Raw genomic sequence first — 18,796 nt, forward strand, 5'->3', positions numbered from 1 at the left:
CTATCTGTCGTCAGCCCTGTTCGAGCTCGCCGAGCAGGCCGTCGAACACTTCGAGCAGCGCTTCGCTGATCGCGCCGCCGAGCTTCTGGCCGGCTTCACGCAGCCCTTCTTCGTCCATGTCGCGTGCCGCGAGCGCCAGCGCTGTGCCTTCCTGCGCGACGATTTCCTTGGCCCGCTCGATGGCCCAAAGGGCGAATTCGCTGCGGCTTTCGATGGCGACGGTCTCGTCCATGGTCTGTCCTTTTCGGCTATGCGCGGGCGTTCGGGAGAGGGCTGCGGAATGCGGTCGAAAATGGCTTTGCACAGGCGTCAAAAGCCTATCGGCAGACAAGAAAAAAGCCCGGCAAGCCGGGCTTTTTTCAACTGTTTGACGATCGCATAAACTGCTGATCTCAAATCGGAATTTGGTGCCCAGAAGAGGACTCGAACCTCCACACCCTTTCGAGTACCAGCACCTGAAGCTGGCGCGTCTACCAATTCCGCCATCTGGGCGACGAGGAGCCGTGTAAAGGGACTGCTTCGGCCTGTCAACCGCCATTTTGAAGTTTTCGTGTCAGCGTATCGAAAGCGCTTCGAAAGAGTCTCGTGCGCTCACGCTCAACGCCCCGGTGGATAGGGCTTGTGGCCGTTTGAAGCTCCTGGTGATACCGATGACGCTGTCGTGAAAAAGCCGTGATCAATCCGCTCTATCTCGCAGTCGGCGAAGCGCCTCTTGCACTTTGCCGGGACCGGAACAGGATGACGAGATGAAGTTACGCTCTGCTTTTGTGGCTCTGGCACTGGCCGGCACCCAGATTTTCACCCCTGTGGCGGAAGCCGCCATGCCGAAACCGGTCCAGCCGGTCCTGGGCCAGCACACGGATGCTGAACAGGTCGATCTCGTCTGCGACTTTTCAGGTTGCTACGAGACCTGGGACCGTCCGCCGCCGCGCCGCCCGCGCCCTCTGCCGCCGGAATACTATCCGCCATCCGTTTATGACGAGCCGCCGGTCTATCGTCCCCGCCCGCGTCCGCCCGTCTATGTGGAGCCCGGTTACCGTCCGCGGCCTCGCCCGCCAGTTTACGCCGATCCGGGTTATCGCCCGCCCGGCCGAGGCTGGGAGCGCCATGTCGATTGGTGCCTGAACCGCTACAGGTCCTACAATCCGCGCACCAACCAGTTCCTCTCGTCGAGGGGCTACTACAAGGTCTGCCAGTCGCCCTTCTATTGAGAGCGACGACGTGCAAAGGCGGCCGAGAGGCCGCCTTTTTTTCATCTTAGCTGTCCAGCCCTTCGTTGCGGCTGAAGCGGTCGACATGGCCGAGATCCCGCTCCGGATCGATGGCATCCCGCACCTTCTGCTTCAGCTCCTTCGGCCCGGGAAAACCGCCGTCTCGCTTGCGCTCCCAGATCAGCTCCTCATTCAGCCGAATCTCGAAGATCCCGCCGGTGCCGGGAATGAGCGCTACCTCGCCGAGATCGTCGGCAAACGTGTGCAGCAGTTCCTGCGCCATCCAGCCGGAGCGCAAGAGCCAGTTGCACTGGGTGCAGTAGGTGATCGAGATCCGGGGTTTCGCCATCATCATCGTCCTTGCTTCACGCATAAGTTAACTGAAGAATTCAACTTTCTGTCTCCCCGTAATTGCCATGCCCTCGGCCTTCCGCCAAGAGGCCGAGATCATTGTTTGTCGAGGAATTTCCCATGTCCACTGAACCGAACCGTCTTTTCATCCCGGCGCTCGCTCCCATCTATCGATCCGGCCATGACCTGGTCGAGACTTTGTTGCGTCTTGTCGCTGGCGGCTTTCTCGTGATCCACGGTGCCGGCAAGATCGTCGATCCCTTCGGCGCCGTCCAGATGGTGGAAGGTCTCGGCTTCTATCCGGGCGTCTTCTGGTCGCCGCTGCTCGCCGCCACAGAATTCTTCGGCGGCATCCTGCTCGCAATCGGCCTCCTTACCCGCCCGGCGGCATTTGCCGCCACCATCGTCCTGCTCGTCACCGTCTATTTCCATTGGGTACAGCTCGACCAGGGCTTCTCAGGCGCTGAAAAGTCTCTGCTCTGGGCGGCGATGACCTTCTTCTTCGTGATTCGCGGCGGCAACAGCCAGTCGGTTGATGCGCGCCTGAAGAAAACCTTCTGAAGCCTGGGGGAGGGGGCTTCAAGCGGCGCCCTCCCGTCTTGCCGTGATCGCGGGCGCATGCTTTCTCTGAGGCAACCGCCCACGAGATCCGATTCCCCATGCGCGTTGCCATTGTCGAGAACACCAAAGTCACCGAAGCCGGTCAGGTCGGCATCGCCCTGGCCGAAGCCGCAGCAGAGATCGTCACGATCCGCGCCTATGCGGGTGAACCTCTCCCGGAGTTCGACGCGCATGATGCCCTCGTCGTCTTCGGCGGCGAGCAAAATGCCCGCGATGACGAAAAGCACCCCTATCTGCCGGCGCTCGCAAGCCTGATGCGCCGCTTCGGCGACAGCGATAAGGCGGTGCTTGGCATCTGTCTTGGCAGCCAGTTGCTCGCCCGAGCCTATGGCGGCGATAACCTGATCGGCGCCGCCCCGGAATTCGGTTGGCGCAGCATTGGCCGCACCGAGGCCGGTAAGGCCGATCCGGTGCTCTCGGTCCTGCCCGACCGCTTCCTCTCCTTCCAATGGCACGACGACACCTTCACCTTGCCTGAAGGCGCTGCCCATCTCGCGGAAAACGAAGCCGCCCGCCATCAGGCCTTCCGCGTGGGACGCGCCGCCTATGGCTTCCAGTTCCATTTCGAGGCCAATAGGGAGGTCGTGCGCAACTGGATGACGCATTTCCCTGAGGTGATCGAGCGCAAGGAACCCGGCTGGCTCGCCCGCCATCCCGAAATCGAGCCGACGGACGGGCACCTCTCCGACGAAGCTGGCCTGACCCTCGCCCGCGCCTGGGTCCGCCAGATCCGTCCTTCCTGAGCATCGGGCTGCAACTTTCCGCCTTGAGCGACGGGTTTGACCGAAATCAAGCAGCAGCTCTGGCCAACCTGTTATCTCCGGCACGAATGCTACGGAGTTCCCCCGATGTCCCTGTCCGCCTTTGCCCTTGCCGTTCTCCTCCTTCTCCTGACGCCGGGGCCGACAAATACCCTGCTCGCCGTCTCGGGCGCAGCGCGCGGCCTCAAGGCATCCCTGCCGCTGATCGGCGCCGAACTCGCGGGCTATCTCACCACCATCGTTCCGCTGGTCTTCCTGGCTGCCCCGCTGCTCGCGGACCAATCCGTCGCCTCGCTGGTCATCAAGCTCGCCTCGACGCTCTGGGTCCTGCTGCTTGCCGCCCGCCTCTGGACCCGCCCGCCCTCGGCCACCGAGCCCGGTGCAATTACCGCAGCGACCGTCTACGGCACCACGGTGCTGAACCCCAAGGCCCTGATCATCGGCCTCGCGCTTATTCCCCCCGCCTCCTTCTCAGCACCTGAAACGCTTGTCATCCCGCTTCCCTACCTGGCGCTCTTTGCGCTCATGGTAGTGCTCGTCGCCACCTGCTGGTTGAGCGCCGGGGCCGCCATCCTGCGCCGTGTCGCCACCACCAATCCGCTGCTCTTCGGTCGCGTCGCCGCAAGCTTCCTCGTCGTCTTCGCCATCAGCCTCGCCGGCCGCGCCATCGGCTGGATTTGAGCACCCGTCACCCGCCGCCCTCTTGCGAGCCGTCCGCCCCCGTGCTTAATCGACATTCAATCGATTGAGATCGCTTCTGAAACCTGTGGGAGGGGGACATGAAGGCAGTGGGGACGCGCCTCCTGGCGCTCTGCTTCATCATTATGGCGCTGGCCGTGCAGCCGGCTCAGGCAGGCTCTGTCGGAGCCGACAAGGTCATGCGCGACTGGTACCGCCTCGTGCTCGAACTGGTGCGGCACACGCCGACCTATTCGCCACCGGTTGCGAGCCGCGCCTTCGCCTATCTCGGCGTCACCGCTTACGAGGGGCTGGCCTCCGGCGATCGGACACTGACGTCTCTGGCGGGCCAGCTGAATGGCCTCACGCCCGTGCCGCAGCGTGAAGCGGGTGTCGCCTATGACGAGGCCGTCGTTATGCAGGCCGCACTCTCCTCCGCCGCGCGCCAGCTCTTCGGCAATACCGGCCCGACCGGCCAGCGCGCCATGAAGCGCATGACGGAAAAGCTTGCCAAGGAGGTCTCGACCGGTCTCGCCCCTGATCTCGTCGCCCGAAGCCAGGCCTATGGTGAGAGCGTCACCGCGCATATCCTAAGCTGGTCTGAGGGCGATGGCGGCGCCAAGGTCGAGAACATGGGCTTCCCGCTGGAGTTCACGCTCAACAAGGGGCCATCGAACTGGGTTCCAACAAGCCTGATCAACCAGCAGCAGCTGCCGCTTCTGCCGAAATGGGGCGAGAACCGTCCCTTCGCGATGGAAACGGGCAATGGTTGCCCCCTTCCGGCACCGCCCGCCTATAGCGAGGAAAAGGGCTCCGATTTCTATCAGGAAGCCTTTGAGGTCTACGAGACCGTCAAGAACCTGACGCCGGAACAGCGTGCCGTCGCACGCTTCTGGTCAGATGATCCGATGCTCTCGCCGACCCCGCCCGGCCATTGGATGGTGATCGGCCTGAAGATCCTCGACGAACGCAAGGCGAGTGCCGCCGAGCATGCCGACCTGCTCGCCCGCCTCGGTGTCACGCTCGCCGACGCCTTCATCGGCTGCTGGCATTCGAAATTCGAATACGACCTGCTGCGCCCCGTCACTTACATCAAGCGGGTGATTGATCCCAAATGGGAGCCGATCCTGATCACGCCGCCCTTCCCGGAATATCCGAGCGGCCATTCCACCCAGTCGGGTGCCGCCGCGACCGTTCTTACAGCCTTCTTCGGCGACAATTTCGCCTTCACCGACAACACGCATGAAAAGGACAAGCTGCCGAACCGGAGCTTCAAGAGCTTCTGGGATGCGGCCGAGGAAGCCGGCGTCTCCCGCCTCTATGGCGGCATCCATTTCCGCGCCGCCATCGATCGTGGTCTCGACCAGGGCCGCTGCATCGGCGAAAAGACAGTTGCCCTGAGGACGCGCGGATGACCGGGCGCAACAACGTTCGTCTTCCAGCTCGGCTCGCGGGCCTTGCCCTGCTGCTGTCGCTGCCTGAGGCAGCGCCAGCACTCGCCAATGGCGGCCCCGTCGTTCCCCGCTTCACCGACGAAACCGCCTCCAGCGGGATCGCCAGCACCTATCGCGGCGACTGGGAATACATGGTCGGCGGCGGCGCCGGCAGCTTCGACTGCAATGCCGACGGGTTCCCCGACCTCGTGCTGGCTGGCGGCGAGGACAAGGCGAAATTCTACCTCAACCGCAGCAGCCAGGGCGGGGCGCTGAAATTCGAAGAAAAGGTCTCGGGCCTCGAACTCGACAAGGTGATCGGCGCCTATCCGCTGGATATCGATGGCGACGGGCTGCAGGACGTCGTGCTGCTGCGCTCCGGGGAGAATGTCGTGATGCGCGGCCTCGGCGAATGCCGCTTCGAGCGCGCCAACGAGGCCTGGGGTTTCGACGGTGGCGACGTCTGGTCGACCGCCTTCTCCGCCACCTGGGAGCGCGACAATACCTGGCCGACACTCGCCATCGGCAATTACATCGACCGCTTCGAGGACTTCGAGCCCTGGGGCTCCTGCACCGACAACTGGCTGCATCGCCCGGCATCGACGGCGGAGCGACGCTTTGCCCCGCCGCTCGCGCTCACTCCCTCCTTCTGCCCGCTCTCGATCCTCTTCACCGACTGGAACCGCTCCGGCACGCCATCGCTACGCGTCTCCAACGACCGCGAATATTACAAGGGCGGTCAGGAGCAGATGTGGAAGGTCGAGCCGGGCACGGCGCCGGAGCTCTACACACAGGCCGAAGGCTGGAAATACCTGCGCATCTGGGGCATGGGCATCGCTGCCCATGACCTCGATTTCGACGGTTATCCGGAATATTTTCTCACCAGCATGGCCGACAACAAGCTGCAAAAGCTTGGCGAAATCCCCGCTGATGGCAAGCCGAAACCCTCCTACAACGATGTTGCCTTTGCCAAGGGTGCGACCGCTCACCGGCCCTATACCGGCGGCGAAATCCGCCCCTCGACCGCCTGGCACACGGAGTTCGAGGACGTCAACAATGACGGCCGCACCGATCTGTTCGTCGCCAAGGGCAATGTCGCCGAGATGCCCGACTTCGCCGAAAAGGACCCCAACAATCTGCTCGTCCAGGGCGCGGACGGCAAGTTCATTGAAATGGGCGACAAGGCCGGCGTCGCCTCGATGGCCAAGGGCCGGGGCGGGGCGCTCGCCGATTTCAATCTCGATGGATTGGTCGATCTCCTCGTCGTCAACCAGGGCTCGCCCGTCGAGATCTGGCGCAACACGACCGAAGGCGCGGGCCGCTTCCTGCAGATTGCGCTCCGCCAGGAGGGAGCCAACCGCGATGCGGTCGGTGCCTGGATCGAGGTGAAGACCGGCAATGTCGTGCAGCGCCGCGAGGTGATGATCGGCGGCGGGCATGCCGGCGGCAAGACCGGTTGGCATCATGTCGGTTTGGGGCAACTGGGTGAAACCGAGATCCGCGTGCTGTGGCCGGACGGCGAGGCCGGTAATTGGCAAAAGGTGGCGGCTGACGGGTTTTATATGGTCGAACCGGGCAAGGCGCCGAGAGCGTGGACGCCGGGCGAGGGGATGTGAGGCTCTCCTCTCCCACCAAAGGGGAGAGGATGGAACCGCTGGGCCCTCGGTTTGACTGATAATGCCGAGCCCTCACTCCGCGTCTTCAACGGCAGCCTCTGCGGCACGCTTCTGGAAGGAGGCGATGCAGTTCTTCGCGCTGGACTTCGACTTGTAGGTTTCCGAGCGCACCATGATTTCGCCATTGGCGGCGCGGAAGCGGACGAAGGTTTCGCCGTTCTTGGCTTCGTCGATCTCGAAACGATAGCCGCTGCCGGTTTCCTGCTTGGTGAGGTCGACGACCGGCGCCGCAGGCGCATTCTTCTTCAGCGACTCGACGCAGTTCTTCGCGCTTGCCTTGGAGGCGTAGTTCTCCGACCACACCATGACCTCGGAATTGTAGACGAACTGGACGCGGAACTCGCCCTTCTCGGTCTTCAGGATCTTGAACTTGTGCATGCCCGTCTCCCTCTATGCCTGTCCATCGGCTTATGATTGCATGCGAATGCTAGCGTGACGGCAGCGGGCGGGCAAGAAGCACTCAAAAACCTTGGAAGAGGAATCCGTGGCGCCAGTGATCTCGTCCGCGCGGGCGGAGAGATCGACGACCGAGGGGCCGATCTCGGAGAGTGGAAGAGCGGCGAGACGGTGGGTCGCCATGACATAGGTTTGGCCACTGACCTCGAAACGAGGCGTCAGGCGCGCGATCACGCAGGAAACCTCTTCGACCTGCTGCAATGGAGCGACGACCCGTGTCGGCAGGTCATGGAGAAAGTCGGACTTGAGATCCACGACCAGTTGGTCTTCCGATTTCAGGCGATGGATCCGAAACCGCGTCATGGTCAGAACTGCCGGTATTTGGCGAGCGGCAGTCCGTGCTTGGCGACATAGTCGTTGTCGGCCTTGATCGCCTCGGCGTTCTCAATTTTCCAGCGCCGTTCCTTTTCGGCCTTGATGGCAAGAGCGATGCCTTTCTCGGCAGCGCCCTTGATGTCGAGGCCGAGGGCTTCCGCTTCGGCAATGAGGTCGTCACTGACGGTGAGGTCATGCGGTTTGCGGGCTTCGATCGACATGGCGCAACTCCGAGGATGATGCATCCTAGCGCAAAACGAGCAAGGCGGGTAGAGCGGCCCTCCACTCCAAACCAAGCTCTTGCGGCATCAATTCTGTAGCCATTTACCTTCGGTACAGGCCCAGGCGACGGCTGTCAGGGCGTAGTGGCGCATCTCGGCGATCTCGCCGATGAAGGGCCGGATGGCCGACAGGAAAGGTGGGAAATGCGGGCCTTTGCGAAAGCCTTGCAGATGGTCCTCCGTCGAGGTCCAGAGGATGCGGAGCGTCAGGCTCGAAGGCTCCTCGACGCAATGGGAGAGTTCATAGCCATGGCATTGCGGTGCCGCCTCGAGATGCGGCGCGGCCAGCCGATAGGCCTCGACAAGGTCGTGGGGCTGATGGGTCTTGAGTTCGTAGCGGATATATTCGACGATCATGTTCAACGTCCTCCGGTTGTGAAAACGCATGCTGGCCAAAAACTGCGAGCATGCAAGGGCTTACCTGGAGGTTAGGGCTTGCCGTCGCGAGCTGGGCCAGGAGGGATATCCGGTGGGCATAGACAAGATGCGCGACTGTCCGGTCATGGCGACGATCGATGTGATCGGCGGCAAGTGGAAACCGAGGATCCTCTGGCGCCTGCGCGATGGGCCGGTCACCTTTGGCGACCTGCGCCGCTATGTGGGCGTGTCCGAAAAGGTTCTTGCGGAGAATCTGGCAGCCTTGCAGCAGGACGGCATCGTGTCACGCCAGCCCCACAAAGAGGGCGACATGGTCTATGTCGAGTATGACTATACCTGTTACGGTCGTTCGCTGGTGCCGGTGCTCGATGCCATGGGCAGCTGGGGCCTTGCGCATGATGCGAGAAAATCTGAGCGGTCGGACACTGCCTTGATGACGTTCGACGTGTGAGCTGACAAGCCAAAAGAAAACGCCGGCTTTCGCCGGCGCCAACTCTGTCTTTATTCGTCGCTCATTTTCAGCGCTGCGATAAACGCTTCCTGCGGGATCTCGACCTTGCCGAACTGGCGCATGCGCTTCTTGCCGGCCTTCTGCTTGTCGAGCAGCTTGCGCTTTCGCGAAGCGTCGCCGCCGTAGCACTTGGCGGTCACGTCCTTGCGGAGTGCCGAGATGGTTTCGCGGGCGATCACGTTGCCGCCGATCGCGGCCTGGATCGGGATCTTGAACATGTGCTTCGGGATCAGGTCCTTGAGCTTTTCGCACATGTCGCGGCCGCGCTTTTCCGCCGCCATGCGGTGGACCATCATCGAGAGTGCATCGACGGGCTCGCCGTTGACGAGGATCGACATCTTCACGAGGTTGCCCTCGCGATGGCCATCGAGATGGTAGTCGAAGGAGGCGTAGCCCTTGGAGATCGATTTCAGCCGGTCGTAGAAATCGAAGACCACTTCGTTGAGCGGCAGCTCATAGGTGATCATCGCGCGCTTGCCGACATAGGTGAGTTCGGTCTGGACGCCGCGGCGGTCCTGGCAGAGCTTGAGGATGCCCCCGAGATAATCGTCGGGGGTGAGGATCGTTGCCTTGATCCACGGCTCGTGGATTTCGGAGATCTTGACCACGTCGGGCATGTCGGCCGGATTGTGCAGCTCGCGCTCCGTGCCGTCGGTCATGAACAGCTTGTAGACGACCGAAGGGGCGGTTGCGATCAGGTCGAGATCGAATTCGCGCTCGAGACGCTCCTGGATGATTTCGAGATGCAGCAGGCCGAGGAAGCCGCAGCGGAAGCCGAAGCCGAGAGCGGCAGACGATTCCATTTCGAAAGAGAAGGAGGCGTCGTTGAGGCGCAGCTTGCCCATGGCAGCGCGCAGGTCCTCGAAATCGGCGGCATCGACGGGGAAGAGACCGCAGAAGACGACCGGCTGGGCCGGCTTGAAGCCCGGCAGCATGTTGGCGGTCGGGCGCTTGTCTTCCGTGATGGTATCGCCAACGCGCGTGTCGGCAACTTCCTTGATCGAACCGGTGAAGAAGCCGATTTCGCCCGGACCGAGGGAATCGACGGCCACCATCTTCGGGGTCAGCACGCCGACGCGTTCGACAGCATACTTTGCGTCCGTGCCCATCATGCGGATCGTCTGGCCCTTGGTCAGCACGCCATCGAGCACGCGCACGAGAACCATGACGCCGAGATAGGTGTCATACCAGCTGTCGACCAAGAGGGCCTTCAACGGAGCCTTCTCGCCGCCTTCGCTCTTCGGTGCCGGCAGCTTGTGCACGATGGCTTCGAGAACGTCAGGGATGCCAAGACCGGTCTTCGCCGAGATCAGAACGGCCTCGGAGGCATCGATGCCGATGACTTCCTCGATCTGTTCCTTGATGCGCTCGGGCTCGGCGGCCGGCAGGTCGACCTTGTTGAGGACCGTGACCAGCTCGTGATTGTTGTCGATCGCCTGATAGACGTTTGCCAGCGTCTGGGCTTCGACCCCCTGGGAGGCATCGACGACGAGCAGCGAACCTTCGCAAGCCGACAGCGAGCGCGAGACTTCATAGGCGAAGTCGACGTGTCCGGGCGTGTCGATCAGGTTCAGCACATAGGTCTCGCCATTGTTGGCCTTGTAGTGCAACCGCACCGTCTGGGCCTTGATGGTGATGCCGCGCTCCTTCTCGATGTCCATGTTGTCGAGGACCTGCTCCGACATCTCGCGGTCGGCGAGGCCGCCGGTCGATTGGATCAGGCGGTCAGCCAGCGTCGATTTGCCATGGTCGATATGGGCGACGATGGAGAAGTTGCGGATATGGCTCAGGGGCGTGCGATCGGTGCTCATGGCTCGCGCATATAGCAGCGAGCCCTTGTATCGCAAAGCGGAAAGATCGGGTTTTGCAGGCGATCACGGCGGTTTTGACGTCGCAGGCAACAAGGTTTGCAGCCTGAGGCCGAGCCGTTGTCAGCGGCGCGGCTGTCGCCGATAGTGGGTGGGGCCCGAAAAAATCTTCTGGTCGTTGTCGAATCCGATGTCCGAGCCGCGTCTCTTCATCGACGGGATCGATCGACGATGCCGCAAGGGCCCGAAGGAGGGGCAAAACCGATGCAATACCTGCTGCTGATCTACGAAAACGAAGAAATCTTTGGCGGTCCGGACAAGATGGGCCCGATCATGGCCGATCTCGGCCCCCGCCATTTCGCCTTCAGCCACGAGCTGGGCGAGAAAATGCATGCGGGCGCCGGGCTAAAGGGCACGGAGGCTGCGACCACCGTGCGCACCATGGCTGGCAAGCAGACCATCCATGACGGTCCCTTTGCCGAGACGCGCGAACAGCTGGGCGGCTTTTATCTCGTGGAAGCCGAGGACCTCGATGCGGCGATCGCGATCGCCAGGAAGGTGCCGCTCGGCAAGGATGGCGCAATCGAGGTCCGGCCGGTCTTGCCGATGCCGCCGGGCCTGCGATGAAGCGTTGAAACGATGCGGGCAGCGGTCCTCGACGAGACGTTTCGGGCGGCGGGCGGGCGTATCCGCGCCGCACTCGCCGCCCGCTACCGCGATCTCGACATCGCGGAAGAAGCCTTTGCCGAAAGCTGCCTCAAGGCGGTGAAAGCCTGGGGTGATGAGGAACACGACCTGCCGCGCGATCCGGCCGCCTGGCTCTACCGGGTGGCCGAGCGCGCCGCTCTCGATATCCTGAGGCGAAGGCGAACGAGGGCTGAAAACCGGCCGGACGAGCCGGAGCCCGAGCCGACCGCCGAGGATCGGCTGACAAGCGACGACGCCGTCATTCCCGACGAGCGGCTGAAACTGATCTTCGTCTGCTGCCATCCGGCGGTGGCCGCAGACAGCCGGGCTGCGCTGACGCTCAAAATGGTCTGTGGCCTTTCGACGGAGGAGGTGGCGCGTGCCTTTCTCGTTTCCGAAACGACACTCGCCCAGCGGCTGGTCCGCGCCAAGCGCAAGATTGCCGAGGCCGGCGTGAGTTTCGAGGTGCCGGGGCCGGAGCACTGGACCGAGCGGCTGGCGGCGGTGCTCTCGACGATGGAAGTCGCCTATGCCAAGGCGCATGAGGATGCGGCGGGCTCTGGCCGGCATGCGGGTTTTGCCCGAGAGATGCTGGAAGTGACGGCGCTCTTGACAGAGATGTTGCCACGGGAGGCAGAGGTTCTGGCACTCGCTGCGACGATCCGCTTTGCCGAGGCCAGGCGGCCGGCCAGGATGGATGCGGAGGGCGTGATGGTTCCGCTCGCCGAGCAGGATCCGGCGCTTTGGTCGAAGCCGCTGATCGAGGATGCCCGGCGCTATTGCGGGCGGGCGCTTGGCATCTCGGGTCCGGGTCCGCGCATTCTGCAGATGATGATCCACGCGCTCTGGTGCGGCAGGAAGAGCCTCGCCGATCAGCCGCCATGGAAGGCGGTTCTTGCGGCCTATGATATTCTCGTCGAACTGCGTGACGACGCGATTATCCGTATCAACCGGGCTGTGGCACTGGCGGAGGTAAAGGGGGCGGAGGAGGCGCTCGCCGAGCTCGATTGTCTGGATGCCGAAACGCTGTCGGATTTTTTGCCGTTTCATGCAGCCCGCGCGGATTTGCTGGCGCGGCAGGGGAGGGTTGTTGAGGCCTTGGAGGCCTATGACCGCGCGCTGGCGCTCTCGCCTGGGGAGGCGGAGCGGCGGTTTCTGGAGCGGCGGCGGGACGCGTTTGTGGCGTCCTGAGCGATTACACCCCGAACTGCTCCGGCCAGTCGCGGCGTGTAGCGACCTGGCCTTCCGTGCGCAGCCGTCGGACCGTATCGAGATCGATTTCGGTAATCAGCCAGTGGCTTTCCTCGACTTCGTCGCTCTCGCTTTCGGCATAGATGCCGTTGGGCGGCATGCCGTAGTCGGAGGGAACGTAGAGGGCGGCGCGACCGCGGTTTTCGTCGAGTGCGGGAGACCAGGGGGCGGTACCCGCGGTGGGGGAGGCGAGCACGGCGATCTGGTTTTCCAGTGCCCGGGCCTGGGCGCCGATGCGGACGCGATAGGCGCCGGCCAGCGTGTCCGTGCAGGAGGGGGCAAGGATGAGGTCGACATCCTGTTCGGCGAGGTTATGGGCCAGCATCGGGAATTCGTTGTCGTAGCAGATAAGGATGCCGAGCTTGCCGAGCGGCGTGTCGAAGGCGGTGAGGCCGTCGCGTCCGGCGGCGATGCCCCATTGCTCGCGCTCGAAGCGGGTCATGATGATCTTGTCCTGATGGCCGATCAGACCGTCGGGGCCGAAGAGGAAGGCGCGGTTCCTGTATTGGCCATCGGGGTCGAGCACCGGTGCGGAGCCCGGCTGGAAGACGATGGCATGCGTGCGCGCCAGCTCTTCGCAGAGCTCGACCCAGGCCGGGATGAGCGGCTGGATGCCGGCGATCGAGCCGTGCAGGTCGGAGCGGGTTTCAGGATCGAGCTGGCCGGCGAGCACCAGGCCGGCATATTCCGGCAGGAGTACGAGTTTCGCGCCGCGTTCGACGGCCTGATGGACCAGGCCCGTCAGGTGCAGGACGTAATCTTCCCAGCTCTCGATCAACGCGATCTTGTACTGGCAGGCGGCAAGGGTGAGGGCTGTCATGCTTTGAGATCCCGGATCCAGAAGGAAAGCGGCTTCGGGCTTTCGACGCTTTCGTCGAGGTCGCGCCAGGTGAAGGTGGTCCGAAGCTCGGGGTGATGGGTATAGCCGCGCTTGGCCCAGAAGGCGTCGAGCGGCACGTAATCTGCCGGTCGGCGCTGATGGTCGGCAGGGCGCTCGACGGCGCAGAAGGTGGCATAGCGCAGGCCGAGTTTCTTCGCCTGCGCCTCGCGGCCCTCGAAGAATTTCACGCCGATACCCTGGCCGCGATAGGTGGGCAGGAGCACGCTTTCGCCGAAATAGAAGAACTCTTGTGGGTCGAGCCCCGCCTCAAGGAAGGGACGTTTGACCTCGTCCGTTTCGCCAACCAACGGCGTTCCCGTGGCAACGCCAACCACCTGGTCACCATCGATGGCGAGCACAAAGACCGAGCCTTCGGACTTGGCATAGGTCGACAGATAGGTCTGCTCGTAGTCAGGATTTCCCTCGTAGAGATAGGGAAAGGCGCGAAAGACGGTGGATCTGAGCCGCGCGAGGTCGCCGAAGAAGGGCGTCGCGTCGCTGCCGGAAAAGGATTGGATCTTGAGGGCCATAGAGTGTTTTCAGTCCGTTGCGGAGTGGTTATACCCATCTCCCACGACCCGAGAAAGCAATTCCACGACGAGGAGTGATCGATGACCGCCGCAGCCACCATCCGTGCCTATTACGATGCCTTCAATGCCGGCGACATGGACCGTTTTCTGGCACTCCTGACCGATGATGTCGCGCACGACATCAACCAGGGTGCCCGCCAGACGGGGAAGGAAGCCTTCGCGAAATTCATGGACCACATGAACCGCTGCTACAAGGAAGAGCTGACCGACATGGTGGTGATGGTGAATGAGGACGGCACGCGGGGTGCGGCCGAATTCATCGTCAACGGCACCTATCTCGCAACCGACGAGGGCCTGCCGGAAGCCAACGGCCAAACCTACCGCCTGCCTGCCGGCGCCTTCTTCGAGATCCGCGACGGCAAGGTCGCCCGAATCTCCAACTATTACAGCCTGCCCGACTGGATCGCCCAGGTCGGCGGCTGACCAGCGGATAGAGGCCGCGCCTTCACGGTGAGGGCGTGGCCTCGGCCGTGCAGAGACGACGCGCATCGAGCAGGCCCCAGCCGAAGACCTGGTCCTTGCCGGGGCTGCCGATATCCTGCGCCAGTCCGGAGAGCGCCTCGGCCATCTGAACTGGTGTGAGGTCCGGCCGCTCGGCAAGAAGCACGGCGGCTGCGGCACTGACGAAGGGGGCGGCAAAGGATGTGCCGCTCTTCGGACGGGCGCCGCTGATCGAGGCGGCTGTCCAGACATTGACACCAGGTGCGGCGATATCGACATGCGCGCCCTGGTTCGCGCGGCGATAGGCATTGCGGCCTCTGTCGACGGCCGTCACTGCGATCACCCCGTCATAGCCGGCGGGATAGAGTGGTTTCGCCCTGGGTCCGGCATTGCCGACCGCGGCCACCAGGATCACGCGGCGGGTGATCATGGCCTCCACGGTTGTCTTCAGCAGTACATTGTCCGGACCGGCAAGGCTGAGATTGATCACCCGAACATTGCGACCTGCCAGCGCGTCGAGCGCCCTGACCAGGTCGAAGGTGGAGGCGACATCGGCCGACCCGCCGAGCCGACGAAAGGCATCCACGGCGATCACCTCGGATGACGGCAGAAGGCCGGGTGCCCGGCTGCCGGCCGCGCCCACGAGAAGCGCCGCGACAGCCGTCCCATGCTGGCGGCCGGATTGCGGCAAGGCATCGTCGGTGATCCGGATAACTTCGAGCCGCGCATCGCCGAGTGAGGGGTGATCCGGATTGATGGCGGTGTCGATCAGACCGATCGTCGGCAGGCTTCCGCAGCGCTGCACAAGTCCGGCAGGATCGATGGGCCAGCCTATGATCTCGCGCACGAGGGCGCAGGTCTGGCCGCCGCAATCGGGTGCGGTTTCCGTCTGCTCGGGCCGGTAATAGTGATTGAAATCAACCTGAGCGACCGGGGCAAGGGATGTGACCCTCTCGCGCGCCGCCTCCAGCCCGGTGCCGCGCGGCACGACGAGACGCACGATCTCGGTGGCGGACCCGGTGGTCACCAGGCCGAGGCTCTGGCGCTCGGCGACGGCATAGCCTTCACCGGTCAACTGGGTGATGGCCGCCTCGGGCAGGCCTGCGGCAATGATTTCGTTCGGCACGCGGTCGGGAATGGCGGGGGCCGCGCGACGAGAAGGTGCCGGACGTTGTGGCTGCAGGAAAGGAAACAGCGTGAAGCCGGATTGCCTCGAAGGGACGCGATCCCCTGATCGACCGGAGCCGCCTTCGCTGCGCCCACCCCCGCCATCGTCGTCCCCACCACCGTCATCGTCGTCGTCAGCATGCGCAGGTGTGAGGAGCTGGTATGTCGGGTCAAAGGGGAGAGAGACGGGTGGTGGCAGGACCACCGCGAGCCCCAGCAATCCGCCGAGCAACCTTGCAAAGACCCGATCCATGTTCCATCTCTCCGTGGTCGGCGCCGGGCCTTCGAGACCCGTCGACGAGTGTGATGTCAGGTTATACGTGCGAGCCGCTGGTTTATTCCGGAGAGACGGAAAGTTTTTATGGTTGAGCCTGTCGATATCGTCGGAGAGCGCCTCGTCTCCTTCCTGCCGAACCTCAGGCGTTTTGCGATTTCGCTCTGCCGTGCACGCGATGTTGCCGATGATCTGGTTCAGCAGACCTGCGAGCGTGCCCTGGCGGCAGCTGCAAGCTTCGACCCAGACACCCGCTTCGACGCCTGGGTCTTCCGCATCCTGCGCAATCTCTGGCTCGACCAATTGCGCCGGCAAAAGACGGCAGGCCCTGCCGTCGATATCGATGACATCCATGATCTGTCTGTGACATCAGGCGAAGCGCAGAGTGAGGCACGGTTGGCGCTCGAAAGGGTTGAGGTCGCCCTGCAGCAATTGCCCCCCGAGCAGCGCGAAGTTCTGGTGCTGGTCTGCATCGAGGAGCTGAGCTACCGCGATGCGGCCGACGTGCTGGAAATCCCGGTGGGCACGGTGATGAGCCGGCTCGCCCGCGCCCGAAAGGCACTTTCCGAATTGACGGGAATAAATCCCGAAGCCAGACGTTCTTCGCCATGAGAAAGGCGGACACTCCATGACACGCGCGATTTCCGACGAAATGCTGATGGCCTTTGCCGATGGCGAACTGGCCCCCGCCGAACAGAGCGAAATCGAGGCGGCCCTCGCCGAGGACGAGGCTCTCGCCGAGCGCCTCGCCGTATTCATGGACACGAGACATCAGCTCTCGGCGACGATGAAGCCGCTGATCGATGAGCCGGTGCCGGCAGCACTTAAGGCCTCCCTTGCCGCTGCGATCGCAACCGGCCGGCAGACGCAGGGCGCCAAGCCGCAAACAACCGAGACTGTCGTGCCGCTCAGGCCGCGTGCGTCGTCAACGTCTGCCGCTCGGTCCACGGGATCGGTGATCACGTCGCCCTGGGGCATTGCCCTTGCCGCGTCCTTCGTCGGGGTCGTGGTCGGTCTCGGCGGTTTCCTGCTCGGCCAATCGACCGCCGTCGCGCCTGATGGCGCGAACCTGGCACTGAACGAGGCGTTGGAAAACCTGCCCTCGGGCGGGGACCGCGCGCTCTCTGACGCCGAAAGCCTGCACATGATCGCGAGCTTTCGCGATGCCGAAGGGCATCTCTGCCGCGAATACGAGCGCAAGGCGGCAGATGCCGTGACCACGGCGGTGGCCTGCCATGGTCCGGCGGGCTGGCAGACGCGGTTTGCTCTGACCAACCCGGTGGCGGAAGGCTACGTGCCGGCCTCGACCACGGACACGCTGGATGCCTTCCTTTCCGGCATCGGCGCGGGTGCGCCATTGTCGCCCCAGGAAGAAATCGCCGATATCGAAGCACTTCGCAGCCGCTGAAACGAAAAAAATGATGCGGATCGGGAATAACTCCCCGGCGCATCCGTTCTCCAGAGCAGACTAGGATCTGGAGAAAGCCGATGAAGCTCTCGCTGCTGAAACGTCCCACACCCCGCATCACCTTCACCTGCCGCCGCGAAGACGAAGGCGTCATCACGCCGCCGGTCCGCGCGAAAACCGTGCTGCCCGAGTGGTTCCGCAAACTGCCGGCGGTGACGGAAGACAAGGTCTCGCCGACCGATAGCGGGTTGACCGTAAAGCGCTGCATGCCGTTTCTCGATGCGATGATGGCAGGCTGGGTAATCGGCCTGCCGGCAACCGTACGCATGGAAATTTCCGATGGCGGCCGCACGGTGAATTGCGGCTGGGATTTCGACCGCACCCTCGTGAGCAACCATGCCACCCATCAGGTGGCCGGCAATCCGCGGGATCCGATGCCGCCCTGCAAGTTTCACAACTACTGGACCATCCGCACGCCGCCCGGCTGGAGCTGCCTCTTCGTATCCCCGCTCAATCGCCCGAACGGGCTCTTCGAGGTGGTCGCAGGTGTCGTTGATACCGATACCTATCAGTCGGAAATCCACTTTCCCTTTTTCGCCACGGGCCCGGATGGCTTGCATGTGCTCGAACGCGGCACGCCGATCGTCCAGGTGATCCCCTTCCGGCGCGAGACCTCGGATCTCGAAGGCGACATCCGCAGCGAGACGGATGAGGAGCAGACGAAACGCAAGACGATCTTCCGCAAGACGATCGCCTCCGAAGGCTGGTACCGGAAGTTCGCCCGCGCCCAGCGCTGACAGAATCAGAATCATCCTGTTGCAGACCACCCGGAACGCCGTTTCGGGTGGCGCTTCCGGTTTTGCCGGTATTCAGAAATAAATATCTGAAAATAAATGATTTTTTTCGGAATAAACCTCGAGGCGATCCGTTCTTCCCCTGCAGCCGACGTGCTGCCGTGAAAGAAACCAAGGAGACTGACCATGAAGAAATTCATCGCCATCCTGAGCTCTGTGCTCGCCATCGGCACCACCGCCCCGGCCCCCGCTCTGGCCGACGATCCGCTGACCCGCTTCCTCGACAGAAGCACAGGCGAGGGGCGCTCCCATGCGCGCTCCGGGAACCGCAATGACGATCGCGGCGGCTGGAGTTCGAACAGCAACTCCAACAGCAATTCCAACAGTTCGTCGAACTCCTCGAGCAATTCGAGCTCGAATTCCTCGTCGAACTCGTCTTCCAACTCTTCGTCGAACTCGTCCTCGAATTCGTCGTCCAACTCGTCCGACGATGACGATTGATCCTCGCGTCTGATGAAACGAATAAGGCCGCGGCATTGCCGCGGCCTCCTTTTTTGTCTGGTCAACGGATGGGGATCAGTTGACCGCCCAGTTGCTCTTCACGTCGTCGGCGTTTTTCGACAGATGCACGTGCTGGTCGACATGATCGACCCAGTCGAGCGGAATGTAGTGGTGCTGGCCATCAGAGGAATCGCTCTTGGTCAGCTTGATGCGGCTCGGACCATCCATGTGGTCGACGGTGCCGACATGGGCGCCGTCCTGGGCCAAAACTTCCATGTGTTCGCGGATCTCGTCTGCAGAAATCATTGGTCATGCTCCTCTGT

At 63.1% G+C, this 18,796-nt stretch carries 25 protein-coding genes, 1 tRNA gene and 1 pseudogene; 13 read left to right on the forward strand and 14 right to left on the reverse strand.

All coding sequences use genetic code 11. The features are described 5' to 3' along the window. Positions 1-10: 10 nt before the first annotated feature. Positions 11-232 carry a hypothetical protein gene (locus tag C0V73_RS14150; protein WP_102020632.1) on the reverse strand — a complete coding sequence of 74 codons (222 nt, stop codon included), beginning with the start codon at positions 230-232 and terminating at the stop codon, positions 11-13. 173 nt (positions 233-405) lie between these two features. Next, positions 406-492: transfer RNA gene (locus C0V73_RS14155), tRNA-Leu, on the reverse strand. Between the two features lie 254 nt (positions 493-746). Between C0V73_RS14155 and C0V73_RS14160 the strand changes: the two genes are divergently transcribed. Continuing rightward, a complete protein-coding gene (locus tag C0V73_RS14160; RefSeq protein WP_102020633.1) occupies positions 747-1,211 on the forward strand; it encodes a BA14K family protein in 465 nt (154 codons plus the stop codon). A 46-nt stretch (positions 1,212-1,257) separates the two neighbouring features. Here C0V73_RS14160 and C0V73_RS14165 read toward each other — a convergent pair whose 3' ends face one another. After that, positions 1,258-1,563 (reverse strand): SelT/SelW/SelH family protein, encoded by a 306-nt coding sequence (locus C0V73_RS14165; protein WP_102020842.1) that lies wholly within the window; start codon positions 1,561-1,563, stop codon positions 1,258-1,260. Positions 1,564-1,682: 119 nt separating this feature from the next. Between C0V73_RS14165 and C0V73_RS14170 the strand changes: the two genes are divergently transcribed. The 5 genes from C0V73_RS14170 (at position 1,683) to C0V73_RS14190 (ending at position 6,671) form a co-directional block, all read left to right on the forward strand. Next, on the forward strand, positions 1,683-2,123 hold the full coding sequence (locus tag C0V73_RS14170; protein ID WP_102020634.1) for a DoxX family protein: 441 nt from the start codon (positions 1,683-1,685) through the stop codon (positions 2,121-2,123). A 98-nt stretch (positions 2,124-2,221) separates the two neighbouring features. Next, the gene (locus C0V73_RS14175; protein ID WP_102020635.1) at positions 2,222-2,926 is read left to right on the forward strand and encodes a type 1 glutamine amidotransferase; all 705 of its coding nucleotides are present in this window, start codon (positions 2,222-2,224) and stop codon (positions 2,924-2,926) included. A 105-nt stretch (positions 2,927-3,031) separates the two neighbouring features. Then, positions 3,032-3,625 carry a hypothetical protein gene (locus tag C0V73_RS14180; RefSeq protein ID WP_102020636.1) on the forward strand — a complete coding sequence of 198 codons (594 nt, stop codon included), beginning with the start codon at positions 3,032-3,034 and terminating at the stop codon, positions 3,623-3,625. Between the two features lie 98 nt (positions 3,626-3,723). After that, a complete protein-coding gene (locus C0V73_RS14185; RefSeq protein ID WP_172450177.1) occupies positions 3,724-5,037 on the forward strand; it encodes a vanadium-dependent haloperoxidase in 1,314 nt (437 codons plus the stop codon). Further along, positions 5,034-6,671: a CRTAC1 family protein gene (locus tag C0V73_RS14190; RefSeq protein WP_102020637.1), complete on the forward strand. Its 1,638-nt coding sequence runs from the start codon at positions 5,034-5,036 to the stop codon at positions 6,669-6,671. The genes C0V73_RS14185 and C0V73_RS14190 overlap by 4 nt, the downstream gene beginning before the upstream one ends. Positions 6,672-6,743: 72 nt before the next feature. Here the strand turns inward: C0V73_RS14190 and C0V73_RS23395 are convergent, their stop codons facing one another. The 5 genes and pseudogenes from C0V73_RS23395 to C0V73_RS14210 form a co-directional block, all read right to left on the reverse strand. Continuing rightward, positions 6,744-6,905: a YegP family protein gene (locus C0V73_RS23395; RefSeq protein WP_280951008.1), complete on the reverse strand. Its 162-nt coding sequence runs from the start codon at positions 6,903-6,905 to the stop codon at positions 6,744-6,746. Positions 6,906-6,938: 33 nt separating this feature from the next. Continuing rightward, a pseudogene (locus tag C0V73_RS23305) lies at positions 6,939-7,109 on the reverse strand (DUF1508 domain-containing protein); the annotation flags it as partial. Positions 7,110-7,139: 30 nt separating this feature from the next. Next, on the reverse strand, positions 7,140-7,490 hold the full coding sequence (locus tag C0V73_RS14200) for a CcdB family protein (RefSeq protein WP_102020639.1): 351 nt from the start codon (positions 7,488-7,490) through the stop codon (positions 7,140-7,142). A 2-nt stretch (positions 7,491-7,492) separates the two neighbouring features. Then, positions 7,493-7,723 carry a type II toxin-antitoxin system CcdA family antitoxin gene (locus tag C0V73_RS14205; RefSeq protein ID WP_102020640.1) on the reverse strand — a complete coding sequence of 77 codons (231 nt, stop codon included), beginning with the start codon at positions 7,721-7,723 and terminating at the stop codon, positions 7,493-7,495. An 87-nt stretch (positions 7,724-7,810) separates the two neighbouring features. Next, positions 7,811-8,140: an antibiotic biosynthesis monooxygenase gene (locus tag C0V73_RS14210; protein WP_102020641.1), complete on the reverse strand. Its 330-nt coding sequence runs from the start codon at positions 8,138-8,140 to the stop codon at positions 7,811-7,813. A 112-nt stretch (positions 8,141-8,252) separates the two neighbouring features. Between C0V73_RS14210 and C0V73_RS14215 the strand changes: the two genes are divergently transcribed. Next, complete coding sequence (locus C0V73_RS14215; RefSeq protein ID WP_245407975.1) at positions 8,253-8,612, forward strand: helix-turn-helix domain-containing protein; 360 nt, start codon at positions 8,253-8,255, stop codon at positions 8,610-8,612. A 50-nt stretch (positions 8,613-8,662) separates the two neighbouring features. On the opposite strand, the gene lepA is transcribed toward C0V73_RS14215, so the two are convergent. Beyond that, positions 8,663-10,483, reverse strand: a complete 1,821-nt coding sequence (gene lepA / locus C0V73_RS14220) for a translation elongation factor 4 (RefSeq protein WP_102020642.1) — start codon at positions 10,481-10,483, stop codon at positions 8,663-8,665. 261 nt (positions 10,484-10,744) lie between these two features. On the opposite strand from lepA, the gene C0V73_RS14225 reads away from it, so the two are divergent. Both C0V73_RS14225 and C0V73_RS14230 read left to right on the forward strand, forming a co-directional pair. Further along, the gene (locus C0V73_RS14225; protein WP_102020643.1) at positions 10,745-11,107 is read left to right on the forward strand and encodes a YciI family protein; all 363 of its coding nucleotides are present in this window, start codon (positions 10,745-10,747) and stop codon (positions 11,105-11,107) included. Positions 11,108-11,119: 12 nt separating this feature from the next. Next, positions 11,120-12,358, forward strand: coding sequence for a sigma-70 family RNA polymerase sigma factor (locus C0V73_RS14230; RefSeq protein ID WP_102020644.1), 1,239 nt, complete (start codon positions 11,120-11,122; stop codon positions 12,356-12,358). A 4-nt stretch (positions 12,359-12,362) separates the two neighbouring features. On the opposite strand, the gene C0V73_RS14235 is transcribed toward C0V73_RS14230, so the two are convergent. Together C0V73_RS14235 and C0V73_RS14240 are read right to left on the reverse strand one after the other, a co-directional pair. Next, positions 12,363-13,238 carry a carbon-nitrogen hydrolase family protein gene (locus C0V73_RS14235; protein WP_102020645.1) on the reverse strand — a complete coding sequence of 292 codons (876 nt, stop codon included), beginning with the start codon at positions 13,236-13,238 and terminating at the stop codon, positions 12,363-12,365. Next, a complete protein-coding gene (locus C0V73_RS14240) occupies positions 13,235-13,828 on the reverse strand; it encodes a GNAT family N-acetyltransferase (RefSeq protein ID WP_102020646.1) in 594 nt (197 codons plus the stop codon). Before C0V73_RS14240 ends, C0V73_RS14235 begins: the two co-directional genes overlap by 4 nt. Before the next feature lie 81 nt (positions 13,829-13,909). Between C0V73_RS14240 and C0V73_RS14245 the strand changes: the two genes are divergently transcribed. Further along, entirely contained in the window at positions 13,910-14,311 is a 402-nt protein-coding gene (locus tag C0V73_RS14245) for a ketosteroid isomerase-related protein (RefSeq protein WP_102020647.1), read from the forward strand. Between the two features lie 22 nt (positions 14,312-14,333). Here the strand turns inward: C0V73_RS14245 and C0V73_RS14250 are convergent, their stop codons facing one another. Further along, positions 14,334-15,749, reverse strand: coding sequence for a S8 family serine peptidase (locus tag C0V73_RS14250; RefSeq protein WP_102020648.1), 1,416 nt, complete (start codon positions 15,747-15,749; stop codon positions 14,334-14,336). Between the two features lie 108 nt (positions 15,750-15,857). Between C0V73_RS14250 and C0V73_RS14255 the strand changes: the two genes are divergently transcribed. From C0V73_RS14255 to C0V73_RS14265, 3 genes are all read left to right on the forward strand, one after another. Next, a complete protein-coding gene (locus C0V73_RS14255; RefSeq protein WP_102020649.1) occupies positions 15,858-16,382 on the forward strand; it encodes an RNA polymerase sigma factor in 525 nt (174 codons plus the stop codon). Between the two features lie 16 nt (positions 16,383-16,398). Continuing rightward, positions 16,399-17,178, forward strand: a complete 780-nt coding sequence (locus C0V73_RS14260; RefSeq protein ID WP_102020650.1) for a zf-HC2 domain-containing protein — start codon at positions 16,399-16,401, stop codon at positions 17,176-17,178. Between the two features lie 80 nt (positions 17,179-17,258). Then, positions 17,259-17,975 (forward strand): DUF6065 family protein, encoded by a 717-nt coding sequence (locus C0V73_RS14265; protein WP_102020651.1) that lies wholly within the window; start codon positions 17,259-17,261, stop codon positions 17,973-17,975. An 11-nt stretch (positions 17,976-17,986) separates the two neighbouring features. On the opposite strand, the gene C0V73_RS23095 is transcribed toward C0V73_RS14265, so the two are convergent. Together C0V73_RS23095 and C0V73_RS14275 are read right to left on the reverse strand one after the other, a co-directional pair. Continuing rightward, positions 17,987-18,451, reverse strand: coding sequence for a hypothetical protein (locus C0V73_RS23095; protein ID WP_172450178.1), 465 nt, complete (start codon positions 18,449-18,451; stop codon positions 17,987-17,989). 97 nt (positions 18,452-18,548) lie between these two features. Beyond that, positions 18,549-18,779: a DUF2171 domain-containing protein gene (locus tag C0V73_RS14275; RefSeq protein ID WP_102020653.1), complete on the reverse strand. Its 231-nt coding sequence runs from the start codon at positions 18,777-18,779 to the stop codon at positions 18,549-18,551. Between the last annotated feature and the right edge of the window lie 17 nt (positions 18,780-18,796).

Origin of the sequence: Rhizobium sp. TH135, assembly GCF_002855515.1 — a bacterium.
Taxonomy (GTDB): domain Bacteria; phylum Pseudomonadota; class Alphaproteobacteria; order Rhizobiales; family Rhizobiaceae; genus Allorhizobium.

What these genes read in the sequence shown, in the direction of transcription:
- C0V73_RS14210 (WP_102020641.1), bottom strand. Translation starts at nt 8,140, where the DNA reads ATGATCGTCGAATATATCCGCTACGAACTCAAGACCCATCAGCCCCAC.
- C0V73_RS14255 (WP_102020649.1), top strand. Translation starts at nt 15,858, where the DNA reads ATGGTTGAGCCTGTCGATATCGTCGGAGAGCGCCTCGTCTCCTTCCTG.
- C0V73_RS14175 (WP_102020635.1), top strand. Translation starts at nt 2,222, where the DNA reads ATGCGCGTTGCCATTGTCGAGAACACCAAAGTCACCGAAGCCGGTCAG.
- C0V73_RS14170 (WP_102020634.1), top strand. Translation starts at nt 1,683, where the DNA reads ATGTCCACTGAACCGAACCGTCTTTTCATCCCGGCGCTCGCTCCCATC.
- lepA (WP_102020642.1), bottom strand. Translation starts at nt 10,483, where the DNA reads ATGAGCACCGATCGCACGCCCCTGAGCCATATCCGCAACTTCTCCATC.
- C0V73_RS14245 (WP_102020647.1), top strand. Translation starts at nt 13,910, where the DNA reads ATGACCGCCGCAGCCACCATCCGTGCCTATTACGATGCCTTCAATGCC.
- C0V73_RS14180 (WP_102020636.1), top strand. Translation starts at nt 3,032, where the DNA reads ATGTCCCTGTCCGCCTTTGCCCTTGCCGTTCTCCTCCTTCTCCTGACG.
- C0V73_RS14185 (WP_172450177.1), top strand. Translation starts at nt 3,724, where the DNA reads ATGAAGGCAGTGGGGACGCGCCTCCTGGCGCTCTGCTTCATCATTATG.
- C0V73_RS14190 (WP_102020637.1), top strand. Translation starts at nt 5,034, where the DNA reads ATGACCGGGCGCAACAACGTTCGTCTTCCAGCTCGGCTCGCGGGCCTT.
- C0V73_RS14150 (WP_102020632.1), bottom strand. Translation starts at nt 232, where the DNA reads ATGGACGAGACCGTCGCCATCGAAAGCCGCAGCGAATTCGCCCTTTGG.
- C0V73_RS14205 (WP_102020640.1), bottom strand. Translation starts at nt 7,723, where the DNA reads ATGTCGATCGAAGCCCGCAAACCGCATGACCTCACCGTCAGTGACGAC.
- C0V73_RS14235 (WP_102020645.1), bottom strand. Translation starts at nt 13,238, where the DNA reads ATGACAGCCCTCACCCTTGCCGCCTGCCAGTACAAGATCGCGTTGATC.
- C0V73_RS14225 (WP_102020643.1), top strand. Translation starts at nt 10,745, where the DNA reads ATGCAATACCTGCTGCTGATCTACGAAAACGAAGAAATCTTTGGCGGT.
- C0V73_RS14240 (WP_102020646.1), bottom strand. Translation starts at nt 13,828, where the DNA reads ATGGCCCTCAAGATCCAATCCTTTTCCGGCAGCGACGCGACGCCCTTC.
- C0V73_RS14230 (WP_102020644.1), top strand. Translation starts at nt 11,120, where the DNA reads ATGCGGGCAGCGGTCCTCGACGAGACGTTTCGGGCGGCGGGCGGGCGT.
- C0V73_RS14200 (WP_102020639.1), bottom strand. Translation starts at nt 7,490, where the DNA reads ATGACGCGGTTTCGGATCCATCGCCTGAAATCGGAAGACCAACTGGTC.
- C0V73_RS14250 (WP_102020648.1), bottom strand. Translation starts at nt 15,749, where the DNA reads ATGGATCGGGTCTTTGCAAGGTTGCTCGGCGGATTGCTGGGGCTCGCG.
- C0V73_RS14165 (WP_102020842.1), bottom strand. Translation starts at nt 1,563, where the DNA reads ATGATGGCGAAACCCCGGATCTCGATCACCTACTGCACCCAGTGCAAC.
- C0V73_RS14160 (WP_102020633.1), top strand. Translation starts at nt 747, where the DNA reads ATGAAGTTACGCTCTGCTTTTGTGGCTCTGGCACTGGCCGGCACCCAG.
- C0V73_RS14265 (WP_102020651.1), top strand. Translation starts at nt 17,259, where the DNA reads ATGAAGCTCTCGCTGCTGAAACGTCCCACACCCCGCATCACCTTCACC.
- C0V73_RS14275 (WP_102020653.1), bottom strand. Translation starts at nt 18,779, where the DNA reads ATGATTTCTGCAGACGAGATCCGCGAACACATGGAAGTTTTGGCCCAG.
- C0V73_RS14260 (WP_102020650.1), top strand. Translation starts at nt 16,399, where the DNA reads ATGACACGCGCGATTTCCGACGAAATGCTGATGGCCTTTGCCGATGGC.